Genomic DNA, 710 nt, shown 5'->3' with positions numbered 1-710 from the left:
GGGCAATGTGATTAACTACAGCTTTACGTATTTCAACGGAGCGGCAGCCGACACGGCCTGGTACAGCTACACAGTAGGCAGTCAAGCCAGCGTAGCGACGCCAACGTTCTCGCCGGACCCTAGCGCGACGTATACGAGCGCCGTCACAGTGACGATTTCCACAGCGACAAGCGGCGCGGACATTTACTACACGACCGACGGCAGCGCGCCGACAACATCCTCGACGAAGTACACAAGCGGTTTCGCGCTCTCGCAGTCCGCTACGGTCAAAGCGATTGCCGTCAAAGCCGGCATGACCCCGTCGGCGGTAGCCAGCGCCGCCTACGCGATTTGCAGCAGCAACTGCACACCGCCTCCGACAGATCCGGGACTGGATCATGGCGTAGACGTATCGGGAACGACGGCAGTCGCTTGGTACAAGCCAAGCTCGGGCATGTCGTGGGTAGACATTCACTACAACGTTAATTCAGGCGCACAGCAAAACGTCAGAACGACGTACAATGCCGCGCAGTCCCGTTACGAGCAAACGATGACGGTTGCTGCGGGCAATGTGATTAACTACAGCTTTACGTATTTCAACGGAGCGGCAGCCGACACGGCCTGGTACAGCTACACAGTAGGCAGTCAAGCCAGCGTAGCGACGCCAACGTTCTCGCCGGACCCTAGCGCGACGTATACGAGCGCCGTCACAGTGACGATTTCCACAGCGA

At 58.6% G+C, this 710-nt stretch carries 1 protein-coding gene; it reads left to right on the top strand.

The features are described from left to right. A partial coding sequence (locus B5M42_RS25860; protein ID WP_230633187.1) for a chitobiase/beta-hexosaminidase C-terminal domain-containing protein occupies nucleotides 1-710 on the top strand: 710 nt, incomplete at both ends.

The organism is Paenibacillus athensensis (genome assembly GCF_004514475.2).
GTDB classification, from domain to species: Bacteria; Bacillota; Bacilli; order Paenibacillales; family NBRC-103111; genus Paenibacillus_AL; species Paenibacillus_AL athensensis.
Note: the sequence above shows the minus strand (reverse complement) of the source record. Positions and strands in the feature narration are given on the sequence as shown.